The 25,718-nt window shown below is 45.1% G+C and carries 21 protein-coding genes; 6 read left to right on the top strand and 15 right to left on the bottom strand.

Going from position 1 to position 25,718, the window contains the following annotated elements:
• Positions 1-6 precede the first annotated feature (6 nt).
• Positions 7-1,518, bottom strand: a complete 1,512-nt coding sequence (locus SHAL_RS20495; RefSeq protein WP_012279023.1) for a flavocytochrome c — start codon at positions 1,516-1,518, stop codon at positions 7-9.
• Between the two features lie 344 nt (positions 1,519-1,862).
• Here SHAL_RS20495 and SHAL_RS20490 point away from each other — a divergent pair, with 344 nt between their 5' ends.
• A complete protein-coding gene (locus SHAL_RS20490) occupies positions 1,863-2,654 on the top strand; it encodes a TetR/AcrR family transcriptional regulator (RefSeq protein WP_012279022.1) in 792 nt (263 codons plus the stop codon).
• 180 nt (positions 2,655-2,834) lie between these two features.
• Entirely contained in the window at positions 2,835-3,926 is a 1,092-nt protein-coding gene (locus SHAL_RS20485; protein WP_012279021.1) for a branched-chain amino acid aminotransferase, read from the top strand.
• A gap of 84 nt (positions 3,927-4,010) precedes the next feature.
• Here the strand turns inward: SHAL_RS20485 and SHAL_RS20480 are convergent, their stop codons facing one another.
• The 9 genes from SHAL_RS20480 to SHAL_RS20440 form a co-directional block, all read right to left on the bottom strand.
• Entirely contained in the window at positions 4,011-4,412 is a 402-nt protein-coding gene (locus tag SHAL_RS20480) for a hypothetical protein (protein ID WP_012279020.1), read from the bottom strand.
• Positions 4,413-4,731: 319 nt separating this feature from the next.
• Positions 4,732-5,682, bottom strand: a complete 951-nt coding sequence (yihG, locus tag SHAL_RS20475; RefSeq protein ID WP_012279019.1) for a 1-acylglycerol-3-phosphate O-acyltransferase, YihG family — start codon at positions 5,680-5,682, stop codon at positions 4,732-4,734.
• A gap of 7 nt (positions 5,683-5,689) precedes the next feature.
• Positions 5,690-6,595 (bottom strand): 1-acylglycerol-3-phosphate O-acyltransferase, YihG family, encoded by a 906-nt coding sequence (gene yihG / locus SHAL_RS20470; RefSeq protein ID WP_012279018.1) that lies wholly within the window; start codon positions 6,593-6,595, stop codon positions 5,690-5,692.
• 237 nt (positions 6,596-6,832) lie between these two features.
• Positions 6,833-8,356, bottom strand: a complete 1,524-nt coding sequence (locus SHAL_RS20465) for an EAL domain-containing protein (protein ID WP_223296224.1) — start codon at positions 8,354-8,356, stop codon at positions 6,833-6,835.
• 455 nt (positions 8,357-8,811) lie between these two features.
• Entirely contained in the window at positions 8,812-10,332 is a 1,521-nt protein-coding gene (locus SHAL_RS20460) for a YifB family Mg chelatase-like AAA ATPase (RefSeq protein WP_012279016.1), read from the bottom strand.
• Between the two features lie 240 nt (positions 10,333-10,572).
• Complete coding sequence (locus tag SHAL_RS20455; protein WP_012279015.1) at positions 10,573-10,788, bottom strand: hypothetical protein; 216 nt, start codon at positions 10,786-10,788, stop codon at positions 10,573-10,575.
• Positions 10,789-11,357: 569 nt separating this feature from the next.
• Positions 11,358-12,194: a DUF6236 family protein gene (locus SHAL_RS20450; protein WP_012279014.1), complete on the bottom strand. Its 837-nt coding sequence runs from the start codon at positions 12,192-12,194 to the stop codon at positions 11,358-11,360.
• A 343-nt stretch (positions 12,195-12,537) separates the two neighbouring features.
• Positions 12,538-13,794, bottom strand: a complete 1,257-nt coding sequence (locus tag SHAL_RS20445) for a sensor histidine kinase (protein WP_012279013.1) — start codon at positions 13,792-13,794, stop codon at positions 12,538-12,540.
• Positions 13,766-14,434: a response regulator transcription factor gene (locus SHAL_RS20440; protein ID WP_012279012.1), complete on the bottom strand. Its 669-nt coding sequence runs from the start codon at positions 14,432-14,434 to the stop codon at positions 13,766-13,768. Before SHAL_RS20440 ends, SHAL_RS20445 begins: the two co-directional genes overlap by 29 nt.
• 93 nt (positions 14,435-14,527) lie before the next feature.
• On the opposite strand from SHAL_RS20440, the gene SHAL_RS20435 reads away from it, so the two are divergent.
• Both SHAL_RS20435 and SHAL_RS20430 read left to right on the top strand, forming a co-directional pair.
• Positions 14,528-15,715 carry a DUF5666 domain-containing protein gene (locus tag SHAL_RS20435; protein WP_012279011.1) on the top strand — a complete coding sequence of 396 codons (1,188 nt, stop codon included), beginning with the start codon at positions 14,528-14,530 and terminating at the stop codon, positions 15,713-15,715.
• Between the two features lie 296 nt (positions 15,716-16,011).
• A complete protein-coding gene (locus SHAL_RS20430) occupies positions 16,012-17,565 on the top strand; it encodes a methyl-accepting chemotaxis protein (RefSeq protein WP_012279010.1) in 1,554 nt (517 codons plus the stop codon).
• A 98-nt stretch (positions 17,566-17,663) separates the two neighbouring features.
• Here the strand turns inward: SHAL_RS20430 and SHAL_RS20425 are convergent, their stop codons facing one another.
• The 3 genes from SHAL_RS20425 to SHAL_RS20415 are packed head-to-tail and all read right to left on the bottom strand — an operon-like array spanning position 17,664 to position 21,199.
• Positions 17,664-19,316, bottom strand: a complete 1,653-nt coding sequence (locus SHAL_RS20425) for an HAL/PAL/TAL family ammonia-lyase (protein WP_012279009.1) — start codon at positions 19,314-19,316, stop codon at positions 17,664-17,666.
• 30 nt (positions 19,317-19,346) lie between these two features.
• The gene (locus tag SHAL_RS20420) at positions 19,347-19,697 is read right to left on the bottom strand and encodes a cytochrome c3 family protein (protein WP_012279008.1); all 351 of its coding nucleotides are present in this window, start codon (positions 19,695-19,697) and stop codon (positions 19,347-19,349) included.
• Positions 19,697-21,199 carry a flavocytochrome c gene (locus tag SHAL_RS20415; protein WP_012279007.1) on the bottom strand — a complete coding sequence of 501 codons (1,503 nt, stop codon included), beginning with the start codon at positions 21,197-21,199 and terminating at the stop codon, positions 19,697-19,699. Before SHAL_RS20415 ends, SHAL_RS20420 begins: the two co-directional genes overlap by 1 nt.
• Positions 21,200-21,458: 259 nt before the next feature.
• Here SHAL_RS20415 and SHAL_RS20410 point away from each other — a divergent pair, with 259 nt between their 5' ends.
• Together SHAL_RS20410 and SHAL_RS20405 are read left to right on the top strand one after the other, a co-directional pair.
• The gene (locus tag SHAL_RS20410; RefSeq protein WP_012279006.1) at positions 21,459-22,307 is read left to right on the top strand and encodes a LysR family transcriptional regulator; all 849 of its coding nucleotides are present in this window, start codon (positions 21,459-21,461) and stop codon (positions 22,305-22,307) included.
• A gap of 480 nt (positions 22,308-22,787) precedes the next feature.
• Positions 22,788-23,774 (top strand): LysR family transcriptional regulator, encoded by a 987-nt coding sequence (locus tag SHAL_RS20405; RefSeq protein ID WP_012279005.1) that lies wholly within the window; start codon positions 22,788-22,790, stop codon positions 23,772-23,774.
• Here the strand turns inward: SHAL_RS20405 and SHAL_RS20400 are convergent.
• A complete protein-coding gene (locus SHAL_RS20400; protein WP_012279004.1) occupies positions 23,771-24,568 on the bottom strand; it encodes a GGDEF domain-containing protein in 798 nt (265 codons plus the stop codon). The genes SHAL_RS20405 and SHAL_RS20400 overlap by 4 nt on opposite strands.
• Before the next feature lie 215 nt (positions 24,569-24,783).
• The gene (ilvY, locus tag SHAL_RS20395) at positions 24,784-25,656 is read right to left on the bottom strand and encodes an HTH-type transcriptional activator IlvY (RefSeq protein ID WP_012279003.1); all 873 of its coding nucleotides are present in this window, start codon (positions 25,654-25,656) and stop codon (positions 24,784-24,786) included.
• Positions 25,657-25,718 lie beyond the last annotated feature (62 nt).

The raw sequence follows: 25,718 nt of genomic DNA, 5'->3' as shown, positions 1-25,718 counted from the left end.
GGCTCCTTATAGATCGGCTTTGATGGTTTCAGACACGATGATGCCCATGGCTAGACACTCTAGGCAGGATGTCGAGCTCAAACGCGCTTCACCGTGGATACCACCTGTCACTTCACCAATGGCGTATAGGTTTTTGATCGGCTCCATAGAGCGACCATCAATTACGCGAGCGCCTAAATCGGTTTTCAGACCGCCCATGCAGTAATGCACTTTTGGCCAGATGCGTGACACTACAAATGGACCCGTTAGCGTTTCTGCCGTATCCATCTTGCGCTTGAATAGCGGATCTTTACGGTCGCTAACGTGCTTGTTGTATTCAACAATACTGCGCTTAAGTTCAGCAGCTGGAATATCGAACTTAGCCGCGATCTCATCTAGTGAGTCGACCTTCCAAGCCATCTTGTCGCGCAGTGCGCGAACAACACGGTCATCGTTGGCATAGTTGTTATAGTTGAAGAACACCACTGGGTAAGCTGGGCTGCCGTCGGCGTTACGGTTTTTCATAATGGCTTCAGAGCAGGTCTTACGGTCAGCACGCTCGTCCATAAAACGCTTACCGTTTAGCACGCTGATAGCAACACCCTGGTGCCAGCCGATAGATAGCAAGGCGTTTGACCAACCAAACCCGCCTTCATCTGGAGAGCCCCAGTGGCCTGTTTGGATAAGGTTCATGTGCACAGGCAGTGCGCCGTATGCCATCGCCGTTAGAGTGACTTCACCTGTCGCTCCCATCGCATTGGTGCAATCGAGTGTTGGGTCGAGTGATGGATCAACCGCTTCACGTAGCTTCATGTTGCGAGCGAAGCCGCCATTAGCGAGTACAACGGCCTTGTTGGCTTTAACAAAGATAGTGGTGCCGGTTTTTAGATCGGGGAAGCGGTAGTTCTTACGAACCTTAACGCCGACGATTTTCTGACCGTCCATGATGAAGTCTTCGATGTAGTGCTGTAGACGGTAATCAACGCCCTCTTTTACACCGGCTTCATATAACTTGGTGGTGATGTCGCCGCCAGTACCATGTTGAGTTCGAATAGCACGCGCCTTGTTGTGACCGCCCACTTGGATATTAAAACCGTCACGAAATTTAACGCCGGTATCGATACAAAGATGGTAAGCATCTAGAGAGCGGTTAGCGATCTGGCGTAGCGCAGGTTCGTTTTGCATGCCACGGCCAGAGATGATCTGATCTTTGACTAACTCTTCTGGAGAGTCGTCATTCACGCCTTGAGCCAACTGGATAGGATTCTTAGGGATCGCTAACCAGCCGCCGTTAATGGCTGAGTTACCACCGATCACTTGCATCTTTTCTAAAACAAGTACTGAACCTAGGCCTTGGCGTTTAGCATTTACAGCAGCAGAAAGACCTGCAAAGCCAGAGCCGACAACAATCACGTCTACGCTTTCGTCCCAGTTAATTTCGCCACAGGTTTTAGCTTGTACGGTACCGGGTAATGTTGCCGCTAAACTACCTACGGCAGCACCAGCACTCAGTTTTAAAAAGTTTCTTCTACCTTGCATTTTCTCGTAATCCTCAATCAGGGAATGAGGTAACGATAAACGCAAGTTCAGTTGCTAAAGGTGAACTAAGTCACGCCATTTTTTCAGTGACAAATTTATTCGTGAGGCAGCTCTCGAATAAATTTTCTCTCAAAATTTGCGATGTTTTACAGTGTTTCTAAATGTGAACGGATTCGATATGGAGTTAAAAGTTATGTCCGTAATGTTTGTATGACGTAACTCACAAAGCCTACTAATAAAGTGGTATTAGCGTGAAGTGAATCCCGATTAAGAAAGAGGTATCTATAATCGACAATTGTTAAAAGCGCATAATCGGTTTAACTCGATAAACAGGTTGGTTATAGATGAAATGTCCCACTGAAACGTTGCCCATGATGCGCTGCAACCAGATACTCGACGCCGCAGAACGGCTCATTGAGTCGCAAGGCATCGTGTCATTTAAGTTCTCGCAACTTGCGAAAGAGGTGGGATGTTCCACTGGCACACTGTATAAGTTTTTTGAGCGTAAAGAGGATGTTTTGGTTTGTCTTTTTTTACGCAGCGCGACCTCTAACCACTTACCAATATTTATTAACAAATATCCCGATTTAACCGCCCAAGAAAAAGTGTTGTTGCCCATTCTGTTTACATTCGAAACCATCAAGCGCAGTAAGAGTTTCTTTACTCTGCGCTCTGTTTCAGTCAATACCATGGTGTGGCAACTGGCCAGTGATGAGAAAGTGGATCGTTTCAAAAAGCGTATCAATGCGTTTTGGGGCTGGTTTACCGACTCACTCAATGAAGCCGTAGCAAGAGGCGAACTTGTGGCCACGCCACTACAGGTGAAAGAGCTCGTTCAAGGGATCACCTTTTACCTTACAGGTTCGTTAACCCAGTTCGAAAGCCAACTGATTGCGCCTGAATACTTATCGAATCGTCGCGAGACCTGTTATCGCCACTTGGCAAGATTGATGGCGCAATACAAGTGGACTAAGCCATTGAATCCTGAACTGTTTGAGTCTCTCGAGAGTCGAAGCTCGAACTTTTTCGATAAACACTATCGCGATCATATGAGTTGCAGCGCATGCAGTGCCTTGACCAGCTCCTCGGCCAATAGCTCAGCACCTTGTTTACGCAAAAAAGAATGCGCCGCTTAACTCTTTTTTAAAGTATAAAAAAGCCCTCCTGAAAAGAGGGCTGGCTCAGTAACCCTTACCTGATATCTTTCCAGAGTTTAGTTAATACGCTTATTGAAGATCTTGAGGCTAGCCCCCGTTTTGCTTGACTTTTATATGACCACTGATAGGCTGCTCAGTCAGTAATCAAGGTGGTATACAATGCAAATAACTTACAACTTAAAACCTGCGTTAGAGCGCCGTACCGAGCAATTCAAGCCTACAAGCAATGTCGGCTTCGGTAACCTCAGAACTGACCACATGTTTTTAATGGATTATCGCGATGGGCAGTGGTGTGATCCCAGAGTCGTTCCTTATGGCCCATTTGAAGTTGCACCGGGTGCCATTGCTCTACATTATGGTCAGTCAGTTTTTGAAGGTGCAAAAGCCTTCCAGCACGAAGACGGCGAAATTTACACCTTCCGCATTGATAAAAATGCCGAACGTTTAAATCGTTCGGCAGACATTCTCTGTATTCCGGCATTACCTGAACAGATGCAGATAGATGCCATCAATGCCTTGATTGATGTGGATCGTTTGTGGTTCCCGATGCAAGAGGGCGCCTGTCTCTATATCCGTCCATTTATCTTTGCTACCGAAGACCGCTTATCGGTGAGTCCGAGTGAGCAATATACCTTCTGCGTGATGTTGAGCCCTAGTGGCCCCTATTATAGCGACGGTTTCGATAAGGCGATTCGTCTGTTGATCAGCGAGCGTTTTCACCGCGCAGTTGCCGGCGGTACCGGTGCCTCTAAGGCGGCGGGTAACTACGCGGCATCGCTAAAGGCGGGTAAGGCTGCTGCTGAGTATGGTGCCGCGCAGGTGCTGTACTTGGATGCTAACAATAAGCAGATTGAAGAAGTGGGCGCGATGAACCATTTCCACGTGCTTAAAGACGGCACGATTATTATTCCAAAATTTACCGACACCATCTTAAAGTCGATTACCTCACAATCTATTCTTGATTTGGGCGGGCTGCTGGGCTGCGAAGTACGCCAAGAGACGGTGATGTTGGATCAGTTTATTAGCGATATCGAGTCTGGTGAGATCATCGAAGCGGGTGGTTTTGGTACTGCGGCTGTCGTATCGCCAGTTGGCTCTTATATCTTCGAAGATAACCGCATTGTCACGGTCGGAGATGGCGAAGTAGGTGAGCACACTAAGCGGATCTATAAGGTGTTAACCGAGATCCAGAAAGGTCATATTCAAGGGCCAGAAGGCTGGGTGCAGCACGTTAAGCGTATGCAGGGCTAACAAGCTATTTTCTAAAGGCTAAGCTTAGCTCACTTAGCTGAATGCAAAAGGCTCCTAATTAGGAGCCTTTTTTATGGATGTTTTTTAAAGCGTGACAATAGTGTTGATCATAACCGCCTGACGGCTAATGTTCTGCGCGGTTGGGTAAAACCGATACTCGCTTATTCCTGTCAGTTCATCCACGGGGATCTTAGTGCCGTCGCTGGTGTTAACCATGCTGACCTGTTGCATTGTCCCTGAGTTGCTAATCACAAAGGAGACTTTATAGGTTGCTTTATCTTGCGCAGGCTCGGCGGTTGGCAGAGGCAATATCTGTTGCCAACTGATGAGCGTATCTTTTGTCACCCAGAAGTAAGCCATCTCGGTACCGCTGATCTGTAGTGGTGACTTAGTGGAGTTAGTGCCGCCTTGATTTGCGCAGCCCATACTCATCAGCATAAAGAGAACAATAAAAAAGGTGTAGGCTAATTTGAGTTGACGATACATTTTAATACGCTTGTTGTTATTGTGTTGGTGACTGGTGAGCCTATCCTCTAGAACTGACTAAGTCTAGTCAACATATTGACATTACTGGCAAATTTAAAGTTTTGCTTAGTATTTTATATTGTAGATTTTACAGTATGCAGGGGCTGCTGGAGGCTTATTGGCTAACTCTAGATTGACGTGGCTGTTTGCGGTCTGTTACTTAGGGGTTTGAACTGTTTGTTTTGAGTGCGGTTTATTTGACGAATTCCGAAGTGTTGAAGCTAAAAGAGGCTTTAAATAGGCAAGGTTGTATGCCTTGCCTAGATGAAACTTGGTACATCTATTGATTATCTGAGTCGCTAGGCTTATGAACAATATGCTCGCTAGATGGATTGTGTTTAAGCATTAGATGATGGATCTCTTCATCTTTATTTTCCCAAAGATCATTGAGCCAGCGTTGAAACTCAACGCGGTAAGCTGCCTCTGAAAAATAGCGCTTATTATCGACCTCGGGCACAGGTAGTACTTTTACCCGCACGACAATCTTTTTCATGCGGCCATGCATCACTTCGTATAAGGCATCCTTTTTAAATACGTCAGGATAAAGGACTGTGATGTCGAGTACATTGGTAAACTGTTCACCCATCGCCGAAAGCGCAAAGGCAATACCACCGGCTTTAGGGCGTAGAAGGTAACGATAAGGTGAGTCTTGACGAGCATGCTTCTCACCTGTGAAGCGACTGCCTTCAACATAGTTGATAATCGATGTTGGCATGTTACGGAATTTTTTACAGGCACGACGGGTGCTGTGTAAATCTTTGCCTTTAAGCTTAGGGTTTTTCTTTAGCTTGGCGGGGCTAGTTCGAGTCATAAATGGCATATCGAGTGCCCAGCATCCTAAGCCTAAAAATGGCACGTACATAAGTTCTTTTTTAAGAAAAAACTTAAGCATAGGAATGTGGTTACGTAATACATAAGTCTGCACCGCAATATCGAAGCCGCTGAGATGATTGCTGATCAGTAGGTACCAGCTCTTTTTATCGAGATTGTCTAGCCCCTTAATATCCCATTCAATGTCGGCGAGTAGATATAAAATACCGCCATTACAGGTAGCCCAAGCCCACATAAAGCGATTCATGACATGGGTTAAGCCGATGCGCACGACAGTAATTGGCAGTAGCAGTTTAATGATGCCACCTACACTGATCAGTGATGCCCATAAAACGGTATTAATGATCAAGAATAGGGTGCTTAGGAAATATAAGACTGGTCCAGGTAAAAAGTTTAACATCTTGCTTTTATGCCTCTTCTCGAGTGATTTCTGCTTGCGCTAATTGGGCTAGTACACGATCTTTCTGTTGCCAGATAAGGTTTAACTCTTGCTGAAATTGGATTTTGAATTGGCGGTCTTTGATGTAATCACCGCGCAGTTCATCATTAATTGTATTAACACTAATATGAACTCTAACTTCTTTTACTTGGCCGCTAATGTATTCCCAGTAGGTCGGAACCTTGCCGGGATAATAGATAGAGACGTCCACTAGTTTGTCAATATGCTCGCCCATTGCCGAAAGCGCAAAAGCCATTCCGCCAGCCTTAGGCTTAAGAAGGTGAGTAAAAGGTGAGTTCTGTTTGTTGTGTTTTCCTGGATGAAAGCGGGTGCCCTCAACAAAGTTCATTACGCTGACCGGCTTGTTCTTGAATTTAGCACAGGCTTTACGAGTGATCTCGATATCTTTACCGCGTAGCTTAGGGTTTTTCTTTAATTGTGACGTGCTATAGCGGCGCATAAACGGAAAATCTAGTGCCCACCAAGCTAGCCCTAATACAGGTACAAAGATCAGCTCCTGTTTTAAGAAGAACTTTAAGAAGGGAATTTTACGGTTCAAAATTCGCTGCAAGATGAGAATATCTACCCAAGACTGGTGGTTAGCAATAACCATATACCACTCTTCGGTAGACAGCTCTGTGTCACCTTCAACAGTAAGTTTGAACGGGTGCAACAGGTTTTCGATAGCGCCATTGACGCTGATCCAAGCACTGGCACAAAAATCGAGGAAATAGGTGCAGGCCTTACGAGTCACTGTTAAAGGAATAAGCTTGAAAATGCTCATAACTAATATTGGAGTGACCCAAAATAGCGTGTTAATTACATAACACAAGAAGGCAAAGCTTCCCCTAATGCGTGACACTATCGCGCCCATTAACAACCTCTAGAAAAAAATTGGAGACCTATAGTACTCGTTGTCAGGGCTGGTCTCAATCTAGATGTTAAATTATGGACGGTTTACGGTTCAGTCTATCGGTGCTTTGGGGAAACCTGTTAGTGACTGTTAGCGCGAGTTGTGACTAGTTGTTCAGAAGATTTATCACATTATAAATGTTAAGCCCCAGCATTATACTGATTAGTATTATGCTAGGGCTTGATTGAGTTTTAGACGTTAACTGTTGAGTAAGTAGGTTCTTAGCTCCGTTGCGGGCAGTGCCTTTGAATAGAGCCAGCCTTGATGCAGATGAATACCTAACTCTTGTAGGTATAGAGCCTGCTCACGGGTTTCAACCCCCTCTGCGATGAGATTAATATTCATCTCCCTCGCAATCGCAATGTAGGAGCGGATGAGAAATGGTTGGTTTTGCTCGCTCAGTACTATTTTGATAAAGGCTTTATTTATCTTTAGGCAGTCAAACTCTAACTGCTGGATAAGCAAACCGCCACCGTAACCCACGCCCATATCGTCGAGCTTGATGCGACAGCCTAACTGCTTACAGCCAGCGATAAATTCACGGATAACCTGTAAAGACTCGATAGGCTGACGTTCGGTGAGTTCGAAGCATAATTGGTCCACGGGATAACCATTGTTAGCTAATAGCTGTAGATATGGCAGTAAATCTTGCTGCTCTATCTGTTTCGCGCTGATATTGATGCTGCATCTGGCTATCTGATTACTTCTAAGTAAGGATTTTAGTTCACTTAACGCAGTTTTAATCATCCACTTCGTCAGCTGTGGCATTACAGAGTCTTGCTCCAGCATTTTGATATAGCTGCAGGTTTCTCTACAGTCTCCGTTTTTCTTACGCCACCTTAGCAGGGTTTCGACCGCAAATACTTGTCCAGCCTTGGTATCTATTATTGGTTGATAAGCTAAGTAGAAGGCCTCTTTTTTCATGGCCGACACGAAGCGACGATGCCAATAAAACTTAAAGATTTTCTCGCGATATAGATAGAGCGTAAAGCCCAAGAATGCCGCAGGTAGTAGTAATAGTAGGAATACGGTTAGCCAAAGCAGGTTTCTTGCTGACTCATTGCTGATTAAGGTGTACTTAAATTGTGAGCCTTTGGCTTGGTACTCGATACTTGCAAAGGGATTTGCATCAGTATTTTGACTGAGCCAATCATGGGAGTTTGCTTTAATATTTATGCCACCGCATGCTTGGCAGTCGGCGAGAACCCGATTAACGGCTCCTATCGATTGTACAGGCACAAACACCTTTGTCAGACTGTCAGCTGCGCGGGCATAAATGACCTTTTGTTTGGAGAAGGCGCTAACGTCGGTGGTTTTCACGAGCCCATGACCATCAATATCTCTGCTGAGTAATTTGCCTCCTGGAGGGATTGGCCAGCGACCGATAGCCGAACAGATAATGTCTTCGTCATTAAACTTCACCCAAGGCACAGGTTGGTCACTCTGTGTAAATAGCTTCTTCTTGAGCAGCTTGATGGTCTCTTCAGAGCAGTGAGTCTCTTTATTCTCTTGTAGCATCGCCTGCACTTCTCGCATCTGTGCTTTTGCGGCTAGTAGTCTTTGCTCGTATTCATGCTCAAGCTTGCTGGCAACATCGGTAAGCTGACGCGTTAGTAGGTAGTGGCTAAGACCTAGTGATACAGCCAGTAATGCAATAAAGAAAAGGCCCACAGTAAGGGATTTTATGGCATATTTGCTGTTATATTTGAATTTACTTGGCATGGTCATAATTTACTAATAACGAGAAAAATTAAATAAAAGATGATAGCCATTAGCCTGTTACAGGCTGAGTGGGGTGATGGGCAAACAGATCCTTACCATGTTGGAGATCGCGTTGTGAAGGTCGCTCTTGGTGGCGAAAATGCTATAAAAACGCTGCTTAGGTATGATCAAAGTAAATAAATGTTTGCTACTTCAATATCATCGAGTTAACGAAGCGGGAGGAATTTACTGGAATCTAAGACTTGATTCAACTTATTTTGTCATAAGGGTAACAGTTATTTAATTTAAGCATATCTTATTTACTTTCTCCATTGGGGGCTCTGTAACCTCTATATCTTTGCCTGTTTATGCACAACCCACTAAGAAATATGACAAAGTCAGCCATGCTGCAAGCGGCTATATTGAGTATATGAGCAGGTTAGGGACCTACATTGTGCAATCAAGCCTACGCGTCATTACTGCCTTGATAGCGAGGCGAGTAGTCGATCCATGGCGCGGTATCCTAGCGCTTGGGCGATGTGAGAGCGGCTGACATTGGGCTCTTGTTGCAGATCGGCTATGGTGCGAGCGACCCGCTGTAGACGGTGATAACTGCGTACAGACAGCCCGAGTTGATTGACGCTTTGCTCCAAAAAAATCAGGTCTTTATCATCAAACTTAGCCTCTTGTTTAAGCTGTTTGCCTGTTAGTTCACTGTTGAGCACGCCGGAGCGAGCGAGTTGCGTCTCTCGTGCTTGTTGTACGCGCTTGGCAATTGTCGCACTGGTTTCGGCTTGTGTGTTTTGGTTATTGAGTGCGCCTAAGGGCAGTTTGGGCACGTCTATAGTTAAGTCAAAGCGGTCGAGAAAAGGCCCTGATAACTTTGAAAGATAGCGCTGGATCTGCTCATTACTGGATCTGCCATTGTCGCTATCACCGCAAGGACTAGGGTTCATGGCGGCGATGAGCTGGAAGCGACTGGCAAAGGTCAGTTTGGCCGCCGCACGGGAGATACTCACCTCACCGGTTTCCATCGGCTCACGCAGGCAATCGAGGACTTTTCTTGGAAACTCCGCCACCTCATCTAAGAAAAGTACGCCCCTATGAGCTAAGGATATTTCACCGGGTTTGGGCTGGGCACCGCCGCCCACCAAAGAGATAGCCGAGCAGGTATGGTGCGGGCTCCTAAAGGGACGCTGATAAAAACTATCAGGTTTAATGTTGTGTCCTGCAACAGAGTGAATGGCAGCGACCTCTAAGGCTTCGCTATAGGCTAACTGTGGTAGAAGCTGCATCATACGGCTAGCGAGCATGGTCTTACCGGTTCCAGGTGGCCCCAGCATCAGCAGGTTATGGTTGCCAGCAGCGGCTATCTCTAATGCTTGTTTGGCTTGATGTTGACCCACCACTTCACTCATACAAGATAACGGCTTAGTTTTATCTTGTGATAACCACTCAAGATTAAGGTCGATACTAGGGAGTTGCGATTGGCCGTGTAGGTAGGCGGCTAGAGATTGCAGGTGAGTGGCAAAAAGGACCTTTTCAAAGCCCACGAGTTCGGCGTCTTCACGATTATCTACCGGGAGGACTAAGGTGCTATTTTGTTTGCTGGCATCGACGATGACAGGTAGCATCCCTTGGCAGTAACGCACATGGCCAGTCAGTGCCAGTTCACCGACAAATTCATGTTGCTCGACAGATTTGAGTGGGATCTGCTTCGAGGCCGCGAGGATACCGATGGCGATAGGCAGATCGTAGCGACCACCATGTTTAGGCAGGTCAGCCGGTGCAAGGTTAACCGTGATGCGGCGCATGGGGAATTCAAATCCGGCGTTGATAAGCGCGCTACGCACTCGCTCTTTCGCCTCTTTGACAGAGGCTTCAGGTAGTCCAACTAGGCTAAATGCAGGCAGACCGTTGCTGAGATGGACTTCGACTTGTACGGCAGGGGCTTGGACGCCGTGGCTAGCACGGGTGGCAACACAGGCTATGGGCATAAACAAATCCTTTTGTTTTATGGAGAGGTCGTTGTGGATAGGGAAATCCAGTTTTCCCTTTGTTTGGGTTCTGGTTAAGTTTAGCAGTTATATAGGGTTTGTTATTTTTACCTTAATAACTTGGACTTGGAGTTAGACTTCGTCTAACAAACTGGAAGGTATCAAACTTCGTTTGATAAAGGGTCGTGGCGCTTCGCTCTACGCTTAGTAAGAGGAAGCGCATTCGTTGAGAGAAGTTAGTTAATCATTAATATTATCAGGCTTATTATTGTTCGGGTTATTACGCACGTACTCGATATTATTTCTCTTATAAATATGTGAGTCAGGGTGCTGCCCTTGTTTAACCTCTTTCACCATTTGAGATCTAGCTACGTTACCTCTGCCTGTTATCGTGTAAGAGGTATTCCCCCCATTTTTACCGCCGCCATTACCGTTAATGCTTGAACCTTTAGCCATAGTACTCTCCAGTTGGATTTATAGTCGTATTAGCAGCTAAGAACTATATGAAATATATAGCTTCACCTCCTTTGCTACCTTCTAACTATGTATGGGCATACAGTATCGTATTCAAGGTTTGAATAGAGAAAGTTGGTGATAAATCAAACTAATTTCTGTTTGTTATTTCTGCTAGGTATCAAACTGTACATTTACCTTAAATGGTAGTGATTTGCCGATACTTGTAATGCATCAGGCTACGCCTGACAAAGGTCGTGAGCTTCCAGCTCACACTCGGGCAAGAGGGGGTCAACAGCTACCCCCTCTTGCATCTCCCCAGCCGCCCCTACGAAGTTGTTGATCCTCAGTCATTTTCGAAAATCGCTATCGCCTCAGAATCGCCATCCATGGCTCTACTAAGGCTACCTCGTCATCCATGACTCGCTCACGCGATTTATCTTCAATGACCCTCGGCAACTCCGATGGGGAAATGGTGTTCTCTGTACGGACAGGGGGAAACTGATAGCAGTGGGATTATGGTCAACAGAGCAAAAAACAACGGCAGAGTTTATTTTACTCTGCCTCTAGGTTTATTTGATTTCAGTTTGAGAATGAGCAATATAAGCATATTGCCGAAGATGACAAGGGAGTTTAATTGAAGAGTTTAATTTATTAAGGCTCAAATAAATGCCTCCAGCTAAGCCAACTCCTTTTGTGAACATTTCAAAGCCTTCTAACAGTCCCATAGAAGTTAGGCTGGTGGAAACCCATTCTACGCCTCCAGTAAAAGTAAGAACTTCAGTTGCACATCGTTTAACGGATGGTTGACGAGATTCTTTAACTAATCGGTTTACATCCCCGATATCTCTTTCAATTTTCCTTATTTTTCGTCTAAGCATCTCGTCAGAATCCGCGGATAAAAGTATTGCACTTTTCAAGTCATCCATACTATCTCTGAACTCAAGTAATTCATCAGACCTTTTTTCTTTAAATTCTAAAATTTCGGAAAGAGGTACTTCAGGTGTAAAGACATTCATGGCATCTAATAAATGAACTGATATCGCTTCATCCTTTTTAGATGCTATAGCCTGCTTTTCTAATAACTTAAAACTTGAAGCCAAGCACCAATCTGTATCTTTATCTACAGATAAAGCTTGTAGTGCTCTATTCTCTAACTCACTGAAAAATTCATTGTTAACGTTTATGGAACCGAAAAAGTTTACAGTCTTATAATCGGCAATTCCTGCATTTATTAAAAAATCGAAATCAGCACCTAGACCTGAGTAAATAATATTACTTTGTGGGCAAGATAGACGGTCCCAAAATAGTAAGTACTGCCTTAATGCTTGTTGGTCGATACCACCATTGAGATCAAAACCTTCACTTCTAGCACTAATGTCCTGAGTTATCATTAACCCACGTTTCATAATAATACGCCTTAGTTTCAGATGGTTATCAAGCTACTCTGTTCAAGTTGTTGATTCAATATATATTCTAGTTAAGTGAGGTGTAACTCATTATCCAAACTATTTCGCTTTTCTAACTTGGTGTAGATACGGCTGAAGCCTTCGGTTTCAGGGATGAAACCGTAGAGCTCACAGGGATGTGCTCGCAGCGTGCTTCAGCAGTGTCTGCACATGCGCTGGCCGCAGGCCATTGGAACCATTGGTGTAGGAAGATACATCAAATTCAGCCTAAGAATTGGTGAAGCAAAAGTTCGCATGCTTTAGATTTTAAGCCTGCGTTCGTTTCACGCAAATGAAACCACGCCTAAAGGGTCTCCCCTTTAGCAGAAAACACCAAGGTGGTGCGAAACTCAACCCCGTTATCATGAGGTTGATAACCCCACCCCATGCGTTCACAGATCCGCTCGACAATGACCAGTCCAACACCATATCCCGCATTGTAAGTCTCATTACCCTCATGCCGGTTGGTAATCGTCAGAGTATACCCCGTGAGCACGATTTCGATATCGCCTATGCTGTAGCTAAAGGCGTTTTTAATGACGTTATTAAGCACGATGGCAATAAAGCTTTGCGGTGCGTGTATCATTGCAGCTTGCTCTATCGATAGATTGTAGCTGCTGCCTTGCTTTGCGAATAAGACCTCCATCTCAGCCAGCTGTTTACGTAATGCTTGCTCTAAACTGAAGTCATCAAAGTAACGTGGGTCAATCGTCTCCTTACCGAGTAGTAAGAATGTTTCGGTGAGCACCTGCATCTCGTCGCTGGCCCGCAGCAGACGCTTTACGGCGTTGACCGCCAGTGGGTGCTGGTCGGGAATTTTTGCCAGTAACTCGGCCGAGCCTTTTACCACCGTAATCGGGGTTCTCAGCTCATGGGAAGCAAAGTGACTGAACTCCTTTTCACGTTGAAAGAAGCCGTTGATATTATTTCGACTATCTACCAGGGTTTGTTCGATATTACGGGTCTCGACAAACCGAGTATCGACGCCAAAGGGGGGATCATCTGGCGACATCTGACTGATTTTCTGCTCAATAATGTTCAGTGGCTTTGATAGGGCGCGGATAAAATACAGGCTATAAATTGTCATTAATAAGCCGATAAGCAGGCCTAAGATCAAGATGTAATCGTGCAGATGCTCCTCATAATCATCGAGGTAGTCGTCGGAGTCATCTTGAAACAGGATATACATTAAGCCTGTGCCTGAAGGGTGGGGTTTAACAATAAAATGCTTATCTTCATCGCCGAGTTGATGCTCATAAAATCCCGGCACTTGGTAAGCTTTAAGCCACTCAGGGAGTGGCTTTTCACTCCAATAGCTGGTGAACTCACTGTCATTGGGGCGCGTGGCATGTTCGCCGTGAGTTTTGTAGTCTCGGCTGTAACGTGAGGATTCTGTGTCTAACCAGTGGTGCAGACTGATGAGCTCAATTTGGTTCTCGGCAATATAGATCACCGACCAAAATAGGCTGAACATAGCAAAGGTCATCAAACCGAAACTCCAACGGATCTTTCGGTAGATGCTTGGGAAGTGCTTATGCTTTGAGGCGGTAACCTTGTCCATGAATAGTCTCTAATCGTGATTGTTCGAAGCTTTTATTAAGGGCGGTTCTTAGGCCGTAGATATGACTCCGAAGCGCATCACTTGGTGGCGACTCATCCCCCCAGACGGCGTCGCTGACATCTTGTCGACTGACAATTCCCGGGGCTCTCTTTATCAATACCTTCAATATTTTCAACTGAATACGACTGAGCTTAATGGGTTGCTCGGCTCGGGTGACGATATTAGTTTGGGTGTTAATTTTGATGTCGGCAAACGACAATGTGCCGATATCTTGCCTCGGGCCGCGGTTACTTAGTGCATGCAGGCGTAGACTCAGCTCCTCCATGGCAAACGGTTTGAGTAGATAGTCATCGCCTCCGGCTTTAAAGGCGGCGACTTTATCGTCGAGGCTATCTTTAGCTGTTAAGAATAAAATGGGGGTATTGCAATACTGCTCTTCCCGTAGTTTTCGCACTGCGGTGATACCATCAATCTTTGGCATCATGATATCCATAATAATCACATCGTAACTATTCTCAGACACCAAGTTTATGGCAGCTTCGCCATGGTAGGCACAGTCAATCACCATCCCCTCGAGTTCTAAATAGTCGGCGATTGTTTCACTTAGGTTATGGCTGTCATCAACAATTAGAACTTTCATAGATTATTTTATCTTTCTTCACGATCGCTTCACGGTTCAAGTTTTAACATACAGCTAAATTTGATAATCATCTCTTTATATAAGGGTATTTAGATGAAAAAAGTAGCTTTAGTTTCAACACTTGCTCTGATTTTAACTGCTTGCGGCGGTGGAAGCGACAATTCTGACAATGGTAATGGCGATAACGGTAATGGCGGCGGTACTGTTACAGCTCCTGCAGCGGTTAAAGGTACAATTGACTCAGTCGATGCTGCGAAGAATCAAGTTGTCGTAAATGGCTATAGCTATGACGTTGCCGGTGTTATGTACGGCGACGTTAAACTAAATACCTCTGATCTGCAGCCTAACATGATGGTGCAGATCGGTGGCCAACAAGCATTTGCTGCAACGGCTGCAACTGCTGCAGTTCAAGTTAATCTTGAGCCGACGATTACAGGTAAGGTAACTGCCATTGATGCGGCTGCTGGTACTTTTGATGTGAACGGCATCAGCTTAACCTATAAGTTGTCTGACGAAATTGATCTAGGCGATTGGGTGATGGTGTCTTCACTGCCAACGGCTAATGCGGGTTACAAAGTCTTGTCTGTGGTTAAGTTTGAAAATGCAGACTTAGTTAATCACTACGAAGTTGAAGGTCGTTTATCTAGCTTAGACGATAACGCCAAGAGCTTTAAGTTAGGTGCTGCGTTAACGGTTGACTACTCTGCTGCACAAATTGAAGACAATGCAATACTTGCAAACGGTCAGTGGGTTGAAGTGGAAGGCACAATGAATGTGAATACACTCGATGCCACTCAAGTGGAAGTTGAAGATTATAGCGATCTTGCAAACGACACCGAAGTTGAAGGTATTGTGACTTGGGTTGATGTGCAAAAAGCAGCGTTTGAGCTTAACTACCAAGGCCGCTTTGTTGTTAATGCTCAAACTAAGTTTGAAGATGGCGTGAAGGCTAACTTAGTGCAAGGTGCTTTAGTAGAAGTCACTTCAGTTAAGAATGGTACGACTCAAGTTGCCACTGAAGTTGAGTTCGATGATGATCACTCTACAGGTGACGACAATACAGGCAATTGGAAAGAGTTCGAGCAAGAAGGTTTTGCGACCTCTATCGATGCCGTGTCTCAAAGCTTTATTGTTAACGGCATGACAGTTTTTGTTGATGCCAGCACGCAATATGAAGACGGTATTCGCTTTGACACACTAAGTCAGCAACGAATCGAAGTTGAAGGCGTAGTGATTAACGGCCAAAACATTGCTCGTGAAATCGAAGCCGATAACGATTAATTGTAAGTCGATATTTCGAATAGATTGTCCCCAAATGCCTTTCTTATGAAAGGCATTTTTGTATCTGTTTTTTGCCCACAGTTGTGGCGTGGTAGTCGTTAGGCTCAGATGAATGAGCAGTATTTACTTACCTGATTAGGATAACTAATGCTTGTTAAATGAGCGAATTAGGGCCTTGTAAGGCCATGCTGCTTTAGAGAGGATGAAAAAAAAAGTCATTATTTCGATGGAATGTGAATATTGATACTACACTGAACGGTAGTTTTGATTTATGCCATTAAATAAAGGATTATGTTATGGACGAAGAGTACCAGTATCCCGCCAATTACAATTTAATCTCAATCACGTCTCCTTCTAGTCATATTAAATATGCCAGCCCGCATTTTTCTGAAGTAGCGGGATTTGCAGATGGTGAGCTTGTTGGTCTTCCTCATAATGTTGTTAGACATCCGGACATGCCAAAGGCCGCGTTTAAAGATCTTTGGGGTCACTTGCAGAGTGGCAACCATTGGATGGGAATGGTGAAAAACAGCCGTAAGGGCGGAGGTTATTATTGGGTGGATGCATTCGCATCGCCGATAAAAAACAATGGTGAAATTGTTGAGATGCAATCGGTGCGCTTTAAGCCTGAGCGTATTCATGTCACTAGAGCCGAGGCGATATATAAGCAGCTCTCAAACGACAAAAAACCCTTTCGTTTAAGCATCGGCTTGAGAACAAGGCTTTGGCAGCGCAGCGCCTTTTTCTATGGCATCGCGGCACTTGTCTCGTATGCGATTGCGATGTTTTCCCAAAATACCGCTATCACGCTGGCATCCTTCTTTGTGATGGCGACTCTGATTAGCTATCTGTTAACTCGTCCCTTAGAGCGACTCGCAAAAGAGTCCCGTAAAGAATTTAATAACCCGCTGATGGAGTTAATTTACACGGGCAAGGTTAATGATTTTTCTGAGATAGAGTTGGCAATGAAAATGCGCAAGCAACATGTTAAGGCATTGATTGGTCGGGTCAATATCTCGGTGATGGAGGCCTGTGATAAGACCTTAGATAACGCAAAGTTAGCCACAGAAAACAACCATAAAGTGACTGAGCACTTGAACACACAGAAAACGGAAATTGAAATGGTGGCCACGGCAGTCAATGAGATGCAGGCGGCGTCGACTGAAATCTCACAAAATGCTCAGGGTACTGCCGAAGCGACAATGCAGACTCAAACGACCATGTCAGATAACTTGGAGTGCATTAACCAGGTTAATAAGTCGATGCTGGAGCTAGTGGAGGAGTTGGCTTCAATTTCTAGTACCGTGGTATCACTCGATAAGCAGACTCAGCAAATCAGTTCGGTGATCGACGTGATTAATGGCATTGCCGAACAAACCAATTTATTAGCATTGAATGCGGCGATTGAGGCGGCTCGAGCCGGGGATTCTGGCCGTGGTTTTGCGGTAGTGTCTGATGAGGTGCGTACCTTAGCCCAGCGGACTCAAGTGGCAACAACGGAGATCCAGACCGCGATAGAACAGATCCAAAATAATAGTCAAGTTGCGGTTAAGTCACTAGAGGTCGGCAATGACAAATCGAGCAAGACGGTCGATATCATCAATACATCACTGGCTAAAATTGGTGAATTAGAAGAACTCATAGAGGGCATTGTGGAACGTAATCAGCAAATTGCCGTTGCGATTGAAGAACAAGTGTATGTCTGTAATGAAGTGAACACCAATGTGCAGATGGTCAATTGTAAGGTGTCAGAATCTTATGATCTTATTACCGTTACCAACACTTTAAACCAAGAGGTTGAAAGCAGCACCAGTGACCTATCCGATACGATTAGAAATTTTAATATGTAGTCTTGCGGGCTAGTGCCTGAAACGGATTGATATTAAAAGGTGCTTAGCTGATGGCTAAACACCTTTTTTATTGGTAAATACTAGAAGTAAAACCTAGATTACTGTGGAACTGAGTATGACTTAAGGAACTTAATACCGTTATTGATATCGGGTGTGTAAGTTCGGTCTAAATCGACAAATGGTACCACTTTACGGTACTGCTCAATTAGATGGCTAGTGCCTTGGCCCATCTGCTTATCTTGGTCTCTCATGCGAATTTCCATACCTTGAGTGGTATGCAGCACTTCGTAAGCGTAAATTTCGTAGCCAATGTCAGCCATTTTCTCAACGCGAGAAGCAATTAAGTTCACATTGCTGAACGTCTCTTCGATGCCTACTGAAGTTGGTATCCCGTAAAGAGTTGCGCTGTTTGTTAGTGTCATGGCTTCAGCGTATAGCCCTGACATGGACTGCGCAATATTAGCAAAACCATCACCGCCGACATTCTCTTTTGCAATTAGGTAAGTCGGTAGGTTAGTACGGTGTCCATCATCTAACTGAGTCGTACGCCATGCAGAAATATGGATCACTTGTGCGAGTGCACGGCCTAAAGACTCCATCTGTACGGCTAGTTGTGTGTTGTCGAAGTTAGCCCCTGAGTTAACAAAAACACTGTCATCGCCAACGCGTAATGCATTCACAGCAGGTGTGTCGCTGTACCATAAGTCATCACGGGCTTCGGTATTCACAATTGGGTTATCTGTCGTGTGGTTGATAGCGGTGTTAAGTAGCGCTTTTGCTTGGCGTAGCTCTTCTTTAGCCGTCGCTAAAATGTAGCCTGATGAGCGGAATGACAGTGGATCTTGCAGGTTACGCTTGCTGTCCAACTCCCATAAGTAAGAGCCTTTTAATGCGCCAAGAATCGCTTCTGCTGCTTCATGACCTTGTGGCCAACCTTTGGTGTCCACCGTATGCCAAAGGAAAGGTGATACGTTACCGTTAAGCGCTTCTAGTGAAGAGGCGATAATGATCGGTGAGATTTCAAGTAGGTGTTCGGCTTTTTTCACCGCCGCGATATTTTGTGCTTCGGCCACGTTACCGTTAGATAAGATAGAGATCCCATCTAAGCCAAAAGGCCTGTATGGCTTAAGATCTAGCTCATCGCGAACCTCTTTCGAGTTACGGCGCTCACCTTTATACATCACATCCCACTCACCCATTAGGGATAAGCCGATGTGAGTCGCTAAACTGAGATCGTTAGCGCCAGATGAGCCGCGGCTTGGGATAAGTGGAGTCACATCTGCGTTGATGTAGTCGATAAAGGCCTGTGCACCTTCGGTGCTCATCGCTGTGTAACCTGCCGCCATTTGGTTAAGACGAATGATCATCGCCATTTTAGATTCGCGCTCAGAGATGAACGGCTCGACACCTGCGGCTTGAATGCGCATTTGACGTTCGTTGAACTTGATTGATGCGGTAAAGTTCGGCTCATCTTCCACTGAGGTACCTGCAACACGCTGATCTTTAAGTGCGCCATAATTTACGGTTAAACCATAGATAGAGCGGCCATCAGCTGCGGCGTGGATCGGCGCCTTATAACCTGCGTTAATACGCTGCCAGCCAGTCTTAGAAATAGTGACATCTTCACCCGGCTGGGCGATTTCCCATAATTGATCAACGGTCAGCGAACGGCCATCTAAGGTGTGCGTTGCTGCATTGACAGATAGAGGTAGGCTGGCAGCGATTAGCATTGCAAATACACTTTTCTTCATTCTTTATATTCTCTTACTTAGCAAATTAATTTATTTGAGATTGTTAAATTCGACTTTGTGACAATCGGAGCAAATATCTTTTGAAGGCTGGTGCTCAGAGTGGCATACCATGCACTCAAGCAAGTCTTCATAGTGATGCGAATTGTGTGGATTCTTATCGAAGCGATTTGGCTCAGTCGGGATATCATGCATGCCGCCATGACAATCGATACAAGCCTGATCGCTTGGGCGTTCAAATGCGCCCTTGGTTGTATGGCAGGTACGGCAGTTCATGTCATCGCCAAGAGCATCGATATGATGTTGTTTAATGCTCGGCTTTGCGGCTAAAGCACTGCAAGACAGTAAGGTTGCGATGACGGCAACGGCAAAAGAGGTTCTCATTATACGTTCGCCTTATAATTTGCTGCAGTTCTGCCTGCAATCTGACCAAAAACTAAACCGTCAACTGACGAACAACCCCCTAAGCGATCCATACCGTGAGTACCTCCGGCAACTTCGCCGGCCGCAAACAAACCTTTAATCGGTTCACATGTCGTTGCATCGATAACTTCGGCGTTTGGAGTAATTGCTACGCCGCCCATGCAGTAATGCAACTTAGGTGACAATCTAAGTGAGTAAAATGGTGGCTTTAACTCGGTTCTTCTATCTAACGGCTTGTTAAATGGATCGGGCTTGCCTTCGACAATCTCATTCCAATCTGCGATAGATTGGGCGAGTATCGCCTCATCGACACCGTGACGCTTGGCGAGTTCAGCAACAGAGTTCGACTTGTTAACCGCGCCATCACGGTAAGCTCCCTTAAACCCTTCGGCACGTTGAGTGGTCGCTTCGCTACAGAAAGTAAATGGGAAGTTAGGTTTGTTTTCAGTGCCTTTCTCCAACACTACTAACTGTGCTTCGGCGCGAGTGCGGCGATCGGCAAGTTCATTCATAAAGCGTTTACCCGTCATCGGGTCGATGGCAATGCCTTCGCTAAATGAGTAGTCGGCAAAGAAAGAGGCAGGCCCCGCTCCACGCTCATCAGGAGAAGCCCAAGGGCCAAGTTGATACATGTCGATCATGATAGGTAATGAGCCTACCGCGAGTAGTGATTTGATCATGCCTGCCGTTGCGCCAGGTTGAGCCGTGGCTTCTAGGTGTGCATAGATAGGCATGGTGGTTTTAACAAACTGCTTATCTTGACCCCAACCACCTGTTGCAACGATAACACCGTGGCGAGACTTGTAGGTCTGCTCACTCTTGAACTTTTCTGTATCGAAGTCGAATTTTTCCTGTACGGCAACGCCTGTAATCGCGTTGTGCTTATCACGCAGCAATGTGGTGACTTGAGTGCGGTTTTGGAACTGGACACCTTTATCGAGCAGGTATTTGTGCATCGGTACCACAATTCCGCCACCAGATGCATTGGCTGGGATATGGGCTCTTGGTGCGCTGTGTCCACCAAGACGGATAATTTTATCCATAAATTCAACGCCACAGCCAATTAGCATGTCGTAAACGGTATGAGCCTCAGTCGCTAGGGTTTTACATAGCTCTGGGTGATTGAACCCACGACCAGCTTTTACCATGTCTTTAATCATGAGTTCTGGTGAGTCTTCGATACCGTGCTTTTTCTGGAGTGACGTGTTTGGCATACAGGCGATACCGCCGCAGATAGCCGAGTTGCCACCCCAAGTTTCCATCTTTTCGAGAACGAGTATGTTTTTTATTCCTGCTTTGTTCGCTGAGTAGGCTGCTGCTAATCCTGCAAAGCCACTGCCGACAATGATTAAGTCATACTCACGATCCCAACTATTTTCCGATGCAACGGCTGTCGTTGAAAAAGGTAAAGCCATGGCTGCGGTGACACCCATGCTTTTAGTTAGAAATTCTCTTCTTTTCATTATTATCCCACTAATTAGCTCTAGTTAGTTTTCGTGGTAAATGATATTTATCACTCAGTTCTTAGTTTGTGATGATTATCTGATATATCGTGGTATAAAAAAAAGCAATACCTGCTATTGTAAGTAGCGTTATCGCTATAAATACCGTGAAGTATGATTATCAATAGGTATTTTTCACTAGGGTTATTTTTAGCGAATTAACGTGTGTTTGATTGTAATCTCATAACCATAAAAATATAGACTTAGAGCACATAGCGCTATGATTAACAATACGGTAATTTATCATTTTTATTATTCTGCAAAGTTCTCGTCTTTCTCAAAAGCCGCCAGTTTTTTAAAGACAACGCAGCCAAATGTAAGTTCTAGCATTATTGCTTTAGAGAAAAGGATGGGTACTAAACTATTTGAACGACAAAGCCACGGAGTCCGATTGACTCCTGCAGGAAGTGATATTTACCTAAAGGCTGAAGCCGTTATTATTTCGCTTAATGATATGAACTCAGCATTGTCGCAGATTAATAGAAAGTCGGTTATTAAAATTGCAACTCAGCCTAGATTGTATGAAAAGTATTTGTCATCTAAGTTAACGCCGGAGTTCATCGAAGAGTTTTTTATTCAAATTAATACTGGCGAACTGGCAACGATTAAAGGCTGGATGGACTCGGGTGATGTCGACCTAGTTATTACCGAGGGGATATTCCATAATCACCCCATATTTGAACATGTTGATGAACTGGATAATCTTAAGTTTTTTTGGGCAAAGAAGAGAGGCATTGAGTTTGCAGCTCCTATCCCTACCTTTGTGCATTCTGATGTATGGAATCATTGGCATGATCTGAGCGAGTGTATGTATAACAACCCAGACTTCAGAAAGGTCATGGTGATCGACACGCCAGACTTTTCTTGTAAATTAATCGAGCGGGGTATGGGGATCGGTCTATTACCTGAACAGATTATTCTGAATAACGACATGCTTGAAAAATGTGTTGGACCGACAGAGGGAGATATCGATGGCCCTATTGCTATCTATGTTAATCAAGAGCGCAAGTTGGAATTACAGCAAATAGGCTTAACTAATAAAATTATCTCTAACAACAGTGAAGGGTGATTTTTTATTACTTAATGTAGCTGAGACGATTCTCTGAACAAAAGTAATGTGCTTATTGTCACGATTATCTTGGTAGTATGATTGTCCTCATAAATATAACGATTATCTGGACGAATTTATTTGTAGGCTTGTATCGGTCTCTTTATGAAATAATTAACTGGGTTGATGTTTACTAAGCTTGCTTGCTAATTTAAAAAAATTGCTATGAATAAAAGCTAGAGTGATTGATTTTTATAAAGTCGCCTCACTATATTATGATGGTTGGCTGGTTAATTTAGATTCAACTTACCTCTATTAAACCAGAGGTGATACTAAAAAGTGTGTTATTCACAGATGTTTTATTGAACGAAAATGGCATGATTCCACTTTAGCTAGTGAGCCGAAGAGGATGAATCCTAGTCGTATATTTAGCCGTCGTTATATTGATTAGTCTGCCAGATAAGTCGAATTTCCATAGCGTTAGTTCACAAAGCCTTTATTATGATAAGCATAACTTACGCTGGCCCTAAAAGGTTGTTTGTGAAACAGTTGGATTTCAATTTACTCAGAGTGTTAGAAGTGCTGCTTGAAGAGCAGAGCGTGACGGCTGCTGCGTCGAGACTACATTTGAGTCAGTCCGCGGTGAGTAAGCAGCTGAGTAAACTGAGGGAAACCTTCGATGACCAGTTGTTTGAACGCACGGCCTATGGCTTAAAAGCCACGCCCCGTGCTTTGCAGTTGGCGCCTGAGTTGAGAGAGGTACTGCAAAAGCTTGATCAATTTACTCGACCCAGTACCTTTGACCCGGCTGAGAGTCAGCGTCGCTTTCGTATGCATATTGTTGAAACCGCCTACTCGCTAACCTACCCCCACTTTATGCCAAAGCTGCTAAAAGCCGCGCCTCAGGTGAGTATTAATGGTCATACTTGGTCGCATACCAGTATGGACATGCTGCTACGCTGTGAAATTGATATGGGTATTATCTGCCGTGAGTGGGATAAGCGCTCCTTGCTGCATATGAACAACTTACCGGAAGAGCTCGGAGCGACAGAGCTTATTCGTGACTATCCTGTGTGCCTGCTAAGGCGCGATCATCCTGCACTGAAGGAACCGTGGAACTTAGATACTTTTCTAAAATACCGTCATCTGCAAGTGGCCTTTGGTGGCTTGGAGCACTGGCTGCTCGATGATGTACTACGTCTAGATCATCTACAGCGCGATATCGCGGTCAATATGACCGACTTTAATTGTGCGATGGACTTGTGTGAGAACAGCGATCTTATCTTGTGTGCGCCGCGAAAATATATTCAGCAGATGGTGGCAAACTATGACTTGGTTTGCCTCGATGTCCCTGTGCATGTTGAGCCTGGTGCCTATGTCTTAGTCTGGCATAAGCACTTTAATTTAGATCCGAGCCATCGCTGGCTGCGCAACTTAATTGTTGATGGGGTACAAACACAAGCGGCAGCTATCGAGTCTGGTCGCTAGATTTCATCGCGAAAAACTTGAATATGGTCGTCTCGATGCTTGGCTTGATACATGGCGATATCGGCGTGTCTTAATAGTGCTTTTCGATTATCACCATGGGCGGGAAAGAGTGCTATCCCAATACTGAGTCCCACGCTTAAGGGGACGGGTTCGCAGGCTATTTTTTGTCTAAAACGGGTCTGGATAGCTTGGGCAGCCTTAAGGGCTTGTTCAAGCTCGGTATTGGGCAGTAGTAATATAAATTCATCACCGCCAATCCTGGCCACAAGCCCCTCTTGGGGCGAGACGCTGAGAAGGCGTTTAGCCACCTCTTTGAGAACATAATCGCCTATGGCGTGACCATAGGTATCATTGATAATTTTAAAGTTATTAATATCTATCATCATGCAGCACATAGGCTGTGGCTGCACGATCCAAAGCTCTAGTGTTTCGTAGAAATAGATGCGGTTAGGTAAATTCGTGAGAGCGTCGTGGTGTGCCTGAAACTCCTTCTGCTCTAAGACGGTTAGCATCTGTGTGATAGTGCTTCTGCTCATCATGGTGATGGTTAAGACAAAGCCGCCACCGCCCAACAATATGGTCGCAACCACGATTTCCAGCATGCCAGCATTGCGATCTAACAACATCCAGATGAAACCAAGGTAGCCAAAAATAAATAGCTGGATCATGATAAATAGACCGATCCAGCCGCTGCGTTGATACTTGGATTGATGAAAGATCTGAAAAGCGGGGTAGAGCGCGAGCAAGAGCCCTAAAAGACCCAATGAAACAAGAGCGAGAGCAATGGCATTCATAGGCTTAATAGTGGTGAGTGATGGCTAAAGTATAGTCAAGAATAGCTTATTGCCGATTTTGGCTGCCCTAGGCTCGCTATTACGGCACGATTAAATCACCTCTAAAAATGCAGCAATAATAGGTTCTTGTAAGGGTTTGCTTTTACAGGCGCAGCCTAGTTCAACATGACTGAATGTCGATTGGCATACATCTCAGGTACCTGAGGTGTACGTGGCTAAATCGCCTGTAGAAAAGCTTCGATAACAGGCTCTTGTAAGCGTTTACTTTTACAGCAACAGCCGAGTTCAAAAGGTGGGATGTCGATAGGTGAGGCCAGCAGTTGAATACGGTCTCGCACCGGACTGTTGTTGATCACCACCTCTGGGGTAATGCTGACGCCACAGCCGAGTGCCACCATAGAAGCGATCGCTTCTTGTCCCGACACTTGGGCATAAATATTGGGAATTAAGCCTAATGCCTTAAACCAGTTATCGATACGTTTTCGCCCGGGGCCATGCTCCGGTACGATAAAGGGCAGTCTATCCCAAGGGATATACGATTCGGTTAATAACTTTTGTACTTGGCATCTAAAGGTCGGCGCGATGATCGACAGCGGCACGTCATCGATTTTGGCGAAATGCAGGTTATCGGGAAACGGATCGGGCAGGGCGGCGATGGCGATATCGGCGCGCTGGTTACGTACCTCATTGACGGCGTTAGCGGCGTCACCTGTGGTGAGGGCTATCTCAACTTGTGGGTGTTCACGTCTAAAGCGATCCAGTAATCCGGGTAGATGACTGTAGGCGGCTGTTACCGAGCAATACAGGTTGAGTTTGCCCCTGAGTATGTCCTGCTTGGGATCGATCTTAGTTTTAAGCTTTCCCCACTGATCTAAGGTTAACTCGGCAAAGTGGCGATACTCGATACCGGCACTGGTTAAGGTCACACTGCGATTATCACGTTGAAACAGCTGCGCACCGACCTCCTCTTCTAGCCTTTGCATCGCACGGCTCAAGGTCGACGGGCTGACATGCATCGCCTGCGCAGTTCTAGCAAAGTGCAAACTGTCTGCCAAATGCAGGTAAAGTTTTATGGTTCGAATATCCAAGCGCAGCTCTCCATCAGTTTGTCAGAAACTATGAATCGAATTTGTATTGCAAAAAACGCAAC

The organism is Shewanella halifaxensis HAW-EB4 (genome assembly GCF_000019185.1).
Lineage (GTDB): Bacteria > Pseudomonadota > Gammaproteobacteria > Enterobacterales > Shewanellaceae > Shewanella > Shewanella halifaxensis.
This window is presented reverse-complemented; position numbering and strand designations above follow the sequence as displayed.